General features: G+C 46.7%; 7 protein-coding genes. 6 read left to right on the top strand and 1 reads right to left on the bottom strand.

All coding sequences use genetic code 11. The features are described from left to right. Window positions 1–91 precede the first annotated feature (91 nt). The 6 genes from PBAL39_RS24380 (at window position 92) to PBAL39_RS24355 (ending at window position 8,084) form a co-directional block, all read left to right on the top strand. Entirely contained in the window at window positions 92–775 is a 684-nt protein-coding gene (locus tag PBAL39_RS24380; RefSeq protein WP_008246835.1) for a hypothetical protein, read from the top strand. Window positions 776–868: 93 nt separating this feature from the next. Further along, window positions 869–1,399 carry an RNA polymerase sigma factor gene (locus tag PBAL39_RS24375; protein ID WP_008246834.1) on the top strand — a complete coding sequence of 177 codons (531 nt, stop codon included), beginning with the start codon at window positions 869–871 and terminating at the stop codon, window positions 1,397–1,399. A 58-nt stretch (window positions 1,400–1,457) separates the two neighbouring features. Further along, complete coding sequence (locus tag PBAL39_RS24370) at window positions 1,458–2,507, top strand: FecR family protein (protein ID WP_008246833.1); 1,050 nt, start codon at window positions 1,458–1,460, stop codon at window positions 2,505–2,507. Between the two features lie 27 nt (window positions 2,508–2,534). Then, window positions 2,535–5,525: a SusC/RagA family TonB-linked outer membrane protein gene (locus PBAL39_RS24365; RefSeq protein WP_008246832.1), complete on the top strand. Its 2,991-nt coding sequence runs from the start codon at window positions 2,535–2,537 to the stop codon at window positions 5,523–5,525. An 18-nt stretch (window positions 5,526–5,543) separates the two neighbouring features. After that, window positions 5,544–7,070 (top strand): RagB/SusD family nutrient uptake outer membrane protein, encoded by a 1,527-nt coding sequence (locus PBAL39_RS24360; protein ID WP_008246830.1) that lies wholly within the window; start codon window positions 5,544–5,546, stop codon window positions 7,068–7,070. A gap of 9 nt (window positions 7,071–7,079) precedes the next feature. Beyond that, on the top strand, window positions 7,080–8,084 hold the full coding sequence (locus PBAL39_RS24355; protein WP_008246829.1) for a tartrate-resistant acid phosphatase type 5 family protein: 1,005 nt from the start codon (window positions 7,080–7,082) through the stop codon (window positions 8,082–8,084). 79 nt (window positions 8,085–8,163) lie between these two features. Here PBAL39_RS24355 and PBAL39_RS24350 read toward each other — a convergent pair whose 3' ends face one another. Next, complete coding sequence (locus tag PBAL39_RS24350) at window positions 8,164–9,270, bottom strand: TlpA disulfide reductase family protein (protein ID WP_008246828.1); 1,107 nt, start codon at window positions 9,268–9,270, stop codon at window positions 8,164–8,166. Window positions 9,271–9,298: the final 28 nt, after the last annotated feature.

Here is a 9,298-nt window from a genome sequence, read left to right as displayed (position 1 = left end):
ACTGATCCCCATCGCTTTTTAAAATTACTCTCAAGCCGTTAAACTTAAAGTACTACCTTTCGTCCAACATTTACACACAAACGAAAACCAAATGAAAATTCAACGCATCTACCTCGTCCTCCTGATCTTCATCAGCAGTATTGCTTCACAGGCACAATCTACCTCTCCGGAAGAAAGCCAAAACTCAACACATTATACCTTTATCATCAGCAAAGACAAGTCGGCATTGCGCTCCATCCTGTTCAGTACAAACCAACAGCGGATCATGCTAAATGCAGATGGCACACTGGATATACCGAAAAAAAATGGAAATGATGACCGTAACGATCCGGACCGCGATCTGTATGGTGATGACAGGGATTATTATGACGACCTTGCAGCCATCACTTACTATGATGTGTTTGACGGCCCCGGACTTGCCGGAAAAGTAAAATCTGTCGGCACTATAAAGATCAGCTATTATGACGGATTTGACGGCAACAGAAAGATTACTGGCAGGGTAAAGTATCTTGGGGCTTCTAAAATCACTTACTATGATGTATTCGATGGCAACAAAGCTATCGAAGGAAAAATCAAAACCATTGGCGGTATCAAAATTAGTTATTACGATGGATTCGGCGGAGAACCCAGATTAAAAGGAAAAATCAAGACCATTGGGAACACGAAGCTACAGTATTGGGGCAGTTTTGATTTCGGTAAACCAGTGGGACAGTTTAAAGGCCTTTCCGGAAAAACACCGGGCCTGAGCGTGGTTACCAGATTACCGCGGATGTAACCGCCGCAGCGCCGTTAAATGTACGTACATCTTCATATAAGGTTAACAATGGGCTAATCTTAACTTATCGCAGCTGTAATAGTTTTGTTCCGGATGGAAACAGACTTATCAGGTGCAATAAAGAATGATGATTTAAACGCATTTAACGACGCCTACAGCAGGTACCACTCCAGGTTATACAGCTTTATCCTTTTCAAGACGCAATGTGATTTCACTGCTAAGGAGGTGGTGCAGCTCAGCTTTATCAGGCTCTGGGAAAAACGCAGCGCCCTTGATGAATCCCTCGACCTGGACATTCAGCTTTTCGGAATGGCCAAACAGATCATGCTTGCTGAACTAAGAAAAGAAGCCCGCAGGCTCCGTCATAATGAACAGGCAAACCCAAGCCCCTTGGCGGAGAGCCTCATTAAAGCCGTCGAAAACCGTGACCTCCTGAAACATTTTGAAAAAGAAATCGAGAACCTTCCAAAAATGCGTAAGCTGGTGTATGATCTTAGCCGGCGCCAGGGCTTTAGCCACCAGGAAATTGCCGAGCTTCTGTCGATCAGCCCTAAAACTGTAGAAAACCATATTGGCAAAGTCCTCTCTGCACTCAAGCAGTATATGCTCCTCTTTTTCCTGTAGCCATATTAAATAATTGTTAACCGCTGGGGGATGAGCGGCTGGCCGGCATAATACCATTATGAAGGCTAGAAAACGCTATGCAAGGATCTTGAGCATACTCTGGAAAAACCCGGCGCACCTCCATCTGCTTTTCGATGATGAGGAATGGAAACAATACGAGGCAAAACAGGAAATTCCTGCGGAAACTTCCGCGGAAATGCGAGACCACATCCTGAGCGCAATCAACAATAAGATGGAGATGCAGGAACGCAAAGGGCAGTTCAGGCTACGGATGTTGAACACTGCACGGTATGCTGCTGCGGCAATCCTTTTCTTCACCATGGGATGGCTGGGATATACCACGTTCGTCCCTCAACATCCTGTACATGACCAGAAGAAATCCCGTCTGGCAACGACACCATCAACAGGCAATGCAGTCGCATTGTGGGAGGTATTGGAAAACATCGGAAAGGAAAAAAGAATATTTGTACTCCCGGATTCTTCCCGCATCACGATCTATCCTTCAGGTCAATTAAAATTCAGAAGAGGGCTTGAAGGTCCAGTTCGTGATGTCTTCCTGACAGGAAAAGCTTACTTCAAGGTAAAGCGAAATGTCCACAGACCTTTCAGTGTATACGCAGGTGGTCTGAAAACCACAGCGCTGGGAACTTCCTTTACCATCAATACCACTGCGGGTAAAGCAAAGACGAGCGTTCGCCTGCACAGTGGTAAGATTGTAGTACGGCCGGAAGCTGCACAAAGCAACATGGAGCCTGTGTACATCAACCAGCCCTCAGCAGCACTTGTATTTGACCGCCGCACACAACGCGCCTCTCTCAGCGATCCAAAACCAATCGTCAAACCAGTCGCTTCAACCTTCCTCGAACAAAAAGGCAGCCTGATTACCATGAGGAACATTCCACTGTCCAGGGTCATCAGCCTCCTCAATGAAGCTTACCACGTCAACATAACAGCCAATAAAAAAGACATCGGAAACATCACCTATACCGGTGAAGTCGACACCAACACAGAAGGCATTGAGCACGTACTTCAGGTCATCTGCCTGATCAACAACCTGGAAATAGAAGTTCAGGACAACCAACACTACACCATTCAAAAAATAAAATAATCAACGATTAAAAAAACACCGAAAATCATGCACTTAAAATTTCTACAATTAATCAAACCGGGTATCGTGTTACTGCTGCTCTTCTCAGCATCAACACTCTACGCACAGCAGGTCCCCGTAAAAGGTGTAGTCCTCGATGTATCAGGACAGCCACTTCCGGGTGTGAGTGTCCGTGCACAAGACCAACGCGATGGTAAATCAGTCAGCACCAGCACCTCAGGACAAGGGCTGTTTAACTTTAACAAGCTGACAGCAGGCGGACCATACCGTTTCATCTTTAGCTATATGGGCTATCAGACCGATACCCTTTCCAACTATATGCTGGTAGAAGGCCAGCAGGTGGCGTTGAACATTAAACTTAAAGAACAGAGCAATGCGCTTCAGGAGGTAGTCATCGGTTATGGAAAAAGTACCCGCAACGCCATCACAGGATCTGTATCCTCCATCAAACCGGAAGATTTCAACCGTGGTGTGGTCACCTCACCGGGTCAGCTCCTGCAGGGAAAAGTGGCCGGTCTGAATGTCACCAGAAGCGGTAACCCTACCGATCGCCCTGCGGTTATCCTCCGCGGGCCATCCAGCTTCCGCGAGGGTGCACAGGAACCGTTTTATGTGATTGACGGTGTCCCCGGTGCCTCCATCGACCTGATTGCCCCGGATGACATCATCAGCATGGACGTCCTGAAAGATGCCTCCGCAACAGCCATCTATGGATCCAGAGCGGCAAACGGCGTCATCATGGTCAACACCAGGAAAGCGGGTAAAGGACAGCCTACCCTATCCTACAGCAACTATGTGGCGACAGAATCCATCTCCAACAGCATCGACATGGCTTCCGGCGATCAGCTCAGGGCCTACCTTGAGGCCAACGGCAAAACATTGGATGCAGTTTCCAATGATGGCAGCAATACCGACTGGTTAAAGGAAGTTACCCAAACCGGCTTCTCACATAACCACAACCTGAGCCTTAGTGCCAGTGGCGACAACTCTTCTTACACAGGAAGCATCAACTACCTCAACAACGAGGGGATCATCAAAACATCCGGCATGGAGCGTTTCATCGCCCGCGGAGGTATGGAACAAAGGATGCTGAATGACAGGTTAAAGCTCAACCTGAACATCACCAACAGCAATACGACCAACGACCGCATTGCCAGCCAGGTATACAACAACATGTTTACCTACCTGCCTACTGTTGCCGTTCGTAAAGCAGATGGTTCTTTTACCGAAGACTATTCCCGTACCACAGGAACCGGTGGATATTACAATCCTGTTGCCTTATTGAACAACAACACCATACAAGGAAAAACAGACCTTTACCTGATCAATGGATCTGCGAAAGTAAACATCCTCAAAGGACTTGACTTTACCGGTATGGGCTCCATGCAAAAAGAGCAGATCAATGAAAACCTATATTATAACAACGCTTCCATGCTTGCCCAGGGACTTAAAGGATATGCGCAACGCTCGGCCATCAAGAACACCCAAAAGGTGCTGGAAGGATATTTCAATTACGACAGGTCATTTGCAAACCACAACATGAAGCTTCTCGCCGGATATTCATGGCAGGAAAATCGAAATGGTGATGGCTTCCAGACCTCGGGACAGGGCTTTGTTTCTGACGACCTGAAATGGAACAACCTGGGCCTGAGCAACGGAAATGGCAATACGGTAGTCAATTATGGCACCAACTACATCTCTACACTCCGCCTGATCTCTTTCTATGGCCGTGCCATGTACGACTATAAAGGCAAGTACCTGCTTCAGGCTTCCATTCGCCGTGATGGTTCTTCTGCTTTCGGAAAGAACAACAAATGGGGAATGTTCCCTTCAGTTTCTGCAGGATGGAACATTGACCAGGAAGATTTCATGCAGAATGCGAAAGTCATCAGCAACCTGAAGCTGCGTGCAGGATATGGTGTCTCCGGAAACTCCGTCGGTTTTGATGCTTACACCGCCATACTCACCAATGGCGCCCAGCCATCCAGCTATTTCTACAATGATGGAAAATGGCTTACTGCAATCGGCCCCACACAGAACGACAACCCGAACCTGAAATGGGAACGTACCTCTACGCTGAATGCAGGTATTGACTTTGGCTTGTTCAACGACCGGATTTCAGGATCAATTGATGTGTACAACAAAAAAACATCCGACCTGATCGCTCCCTATACGGTATCTACAACGCTGTATCCATACAACGTCATGACCGCCAATGTGGGTGAAATGAGCAACAAAGGTATCGAATTTGCCATCAGCGCCATCGCAGTCAAAACAAAAGACTTCAGCTGGACCACCGCGCTTAACCTGTCACACAACAAAAATGAGATCACCTCAATCTCCAATGACATCTTCAAAGCCGGACAGTTTTATACCGCGAACTTTGGCGGAAGGGGACAATCGGGCATCAATGGCTTCCAGGTGATTAAAGAAGGACTGCCACTTGGTTCATTCTACACGCTGCGCTACGCTGGTAAAAATGCCGATGGCGTATCTATGTTTTACGATAATGATGGAAATGCGGCCACCTCAAACACAGGCTTCGATAAGTTCGCGATCACAGGTTCTGCACAACCCAAATTATTATACGGATGGAACAACACCTTCCGGTACAAACAGTTCGACTTCAACTTCTTCCTTCGTGGGGTCTATGGCAATAAAATCCTGAACGCTACGCTGGCAGACATGAACGCACCAATCTATGCGCACCAGACCAATATCCCACTGATGACCCTCAATGAAGCCATGAAAGACAACACCGCACAGTTTGTATCAGACAGGTACCTGGAAAGTGGGTCTTACCTGCGCCTGGACAATGCCACGCTAGGATACTCTTTCCACATCAAGGGCACAAAATCCCTTCGTGTATATGCTTCTGGAAACAACCTGTTCATCATCACCAAGTACAATGGCGTAGATCCGGAAATCAATATGGCCGGACAAACACCTGGCATCGACAACCGTAACTTCTATCCGAAAACCCGCTCTTTCCTACTGGGTCTGAACTTCAATCTCTAATCTCAAATGCACATAAAAATGAAAAAATATATCGCACTGGCGCTTTTGGCAACCTTCACAATGGGTAGCTGCACGAAACTGGACGTTGATGTGGAATCTCAACTTACCGGCGACAACTTTCCGAAATCTGAAGACGCCTTCCTGGCTGCCACTGGTACCATCTACAAAAAGTTCACTGAGAAATATGGTGTAGACATCTGGAGAATGCAGGAACTGAGCACGGATGAAGCGATCATCACTGCCCGAAATGGTGGATACTACGACCAAGGCCGGTACATCTCCATGCATAAACACAGCTGGACACCCTCAGATCCTTCTGTACAGGGGGCCTGGGAATGGGGTTACTCAGGCATCAGCGACTGCAACCGGGTTCTTGACCTATTGAAAAAGGCTGAAGCTGGTGAGCTGAGAGATCTATATACCAACGAGGTGAGAACCATGCGCGCCCTGTTCTATTTCTATATGATGGACATGTTTGGCAATATCCCCATCACCACATTCGGAACAACAGAAGTTGCCAAACAAACACCCAGAGCCGAAGTCTTTAAGTTTATTGAAAAGGAACTGCTGGAAGCCTCTGAAGGGCTGAACGCACCACCTACCGTAACGCAGAAATTCTACGGCCGCCCGACAAAATGGATGGCCTACGCGCTCCTTCAGAAGATGTACCTCAATGCACAATATTATATCGGCACACCGATGTATACCGAGTCGATCACTTATGCAGATAAGATCATGACCGGCTCTGGCATGAGCCTCATGGCCGACTATAACCAGCTGTTTGCCATCAACAATGGCCCGAATTCAGAGACCATCTTCGCTGCTGTTTACGACGCCAACTATTCTCCAGGCAATCAATTCACCAGATTTTCACTACATGGTACGCTAAGGGCTAAATACAACCTGCCCTTCACTCCAAGTAACGCGATGTGTACCATTTCAGAATTCTATTCGACTTTCAACCTGAAGGATGACGTAAGAAATGCAACATGGCTAGCTGGCCCTCAATTTCTTGCTGATGGCAAGACAGCTATAAAAAATGGATCGGCACAGCTGAACTTTACTCCTGAAATCATCCTTACTGACCAGGCCACCATGGACGTTGGTCCTGAGTTGAACGGCATCTCCAGGGGGGTAAGGTCCATCAAATATTTCCCGGACCCTAACACCAACAGCACCACACGTTTTCAAAACAATGATGTACCTGTATTCAGACTGGGAGATGTCTATCTGATGAAAGCGGAAGCGCTACTGAGAAGTAATGGAGATGCAGGCATAGCTGTAGGTCTTTTCAATCAAATCCGCAAACGCTCAGGTGCAGCTGAAGTAACTGCGATTACGCTGGATGACATCCTTGAAGAACGCGGCAGAGAGCTGGCATGGGAAGGCTGGAGACGTAATGACCTGATCCGCTTTGGCAAATATGAGGGTAAATGGGGATTCAAAGCTGGCAATGAAGACATCAACCGCAGGATCTTCCCAATACCCGCAACAGAACTGGTGCTCAATGGCAACCTCAACCAAAACGACGGCTACACCAAATAATACAGGGGCATGAAAAGAAGAGATTTTGTGAAGGGATCGGCGCTGACAGCCCTTGGCACCGGATTATTCGGCCCCTTGCAATCACTGGCGGCAGGTGCAGAAACCCATATCGAAAGCGAGGAGCTTTCGGTGCGGGGCCAGCTGAAGGACGATTATGATGTTCATTTCGTGGCGATCGGCGACTGGGGAAGAAATGGTGCCGACCATCAGCTGCAGGTAGCGCGGCAAATGGGAAAATGGACAACGGAAAACCCAAATGACTTTATCGTCTCGGTGGGCGACAACTTTTATCCAAGCGGCGTGACCAGCGAGCAGGACCCACTGTGGCATTACTCCTACGAGAATGTTTATACGGACTTCTCCCTGCAATGGGACTGGTACCCGGTCCTGGGCAACCACGACTATAAATCTGATCCGGATGCACAGGTACGCTACAGCAAGATCAGCAGACGATGGAAAATGCCGGCGAGGTATTACTCCAAAGAGCTAAAGCTCAAAGGCAACGAAGGAAAAATCCTGATGCTCTTTATTGATACAAACCCCATGATCCCTGAGTTTTATACCAACTCCGAATATGGCCCTCATGTTGCGGGGCAGCAACCTGAAAAGCAATTGGCCTGGATCGATGAAACCTTGAAGAACGCATCACCGGATGTCCGCTGGAAAGTGATCGTTGGTCACCACCCCATTTATACGGTTGGTCCAAGGATCAAAAACTACGATACACTGGCAGTCAGGAAAGTGTTAAAAGACTTGCTGGAAAAACATAAGGTTGACGTGTACCTCTCAGGGCATGACCATTCTATGCAGCACCTGAAAACAGATGGTTTTACACATCATTTCATTTCAGGAGCGGGATCGGAAGTCACCCCTGTAACCGCAGGAATCAATTACAGCCGTTTTGAAGCGGCAGATTACGGATTTATGAGTTTTGCCTTTAACCAGCATAAGATGAACACAAAAGTGATCAACCATGAAGGTAAAATGCTTTATGAAACCAGCATAAGTAAATAACCACGATATCCAGAAGGTAAATTAAAGCTGCCCGAAGGCTGCTGTTGTCGTTCAACATGCGGTTTTCGGGCGGCTTTTTTTATTGCAGGAATACCTTTTTAACATAGGCATCCAGCTGATCCAGCCCGGCATCCATCTGGTCTGAATTGTACACAATCATTCCATCTTTATTTACCAATAGACAGGTCGGTATGGCAAATACGCCGAATGACTTCTGAATTTTACTGACCGCAGGTTTCATTCTCTCCGATACATTGACCCAGGTCAGGTTATTCGTAGCGACATGTTTCTTCCAGCGTTGTACATCGGCATCGTTATTAAAATAGATCACTTTTAATCCCTTATCCCTATAATCCTGATAGATTTCCTTTAGCTTGGGCAGTTGCAGTTGACAAGGCAGGCACCAGGTTGCCGAGAACACAATCAGGTAATTCTGACCTTCTAAGGAAGCATTGGTGAAAGGTTTGTCATCAATATCGTTGACATTAAAAATTCTTACCGGAGCGCCAATCTTAGCTCCCAATGTACTACTGATCAGATCTGCTTTATCCTGATACAGTTTTTTGCCCAAAGCTGAATTTTTAAGCGCCGGACGATACAGGTCGAACGTTTCCAGAATACCTTTAGCAATGTTTACACTGTAATCTGTTCTGCCTATAGCATACAAATAAAGCAGGCTCCCATAATCATCCGGATATTTTTTTAAGGCCCTCAGCTGATCCCACAAAATCTCAGTAGTCAGACCTGCGGGGAGTTGGTAACGTCCATCAACCCGATGCGAATTTGCCTTCGAGTCAAAGATGTCTATCATCTCATCATAAATCTGGCAGCCTTTCGCATCCGATGTTAATCTTAACATTCTATATTGCTCATCGACCAGTTCAACATTTAGGTTATTCTGACCTGAGTCTACAACAAATCTGATCTGGTTATATCTCCCATTGCCTTTGATGCTGAACTCGACTATGCTACTCATTTGATTCATCTCCCCGGTTAACTTGTACTGACCATTTTCAATCCTGGCAGAATCACGTCGTACTGGAATGAAATCATCGTTATTCATGATGTTAAAGTAAACCATGCGCCCCGACAATGTTTTTGTTTTCAGGTTGATCGTAAAGGGATATTGACTGTAAGTATTCAGGCTCAATAAGCCAAGAATAAGTATTCCAAAAACTTTTCTCATGTTTCTAATTGCGCATATCATTTACAGG

This window comes from Pedobacter sp. BAL39 (assembly GCF_000170795.1).
In the GTDB taxonomy this organism is placed as follows: Bacteria; Bacteroidota; Bacteroidia; order Sphingobacteriales; family Sphingobacteriaceae; genus Pedobacter.
Note: the sequence above shows the minus strand (reverse complement) of the source record. Positions and strands in the feature narration are given on the sequence as shown.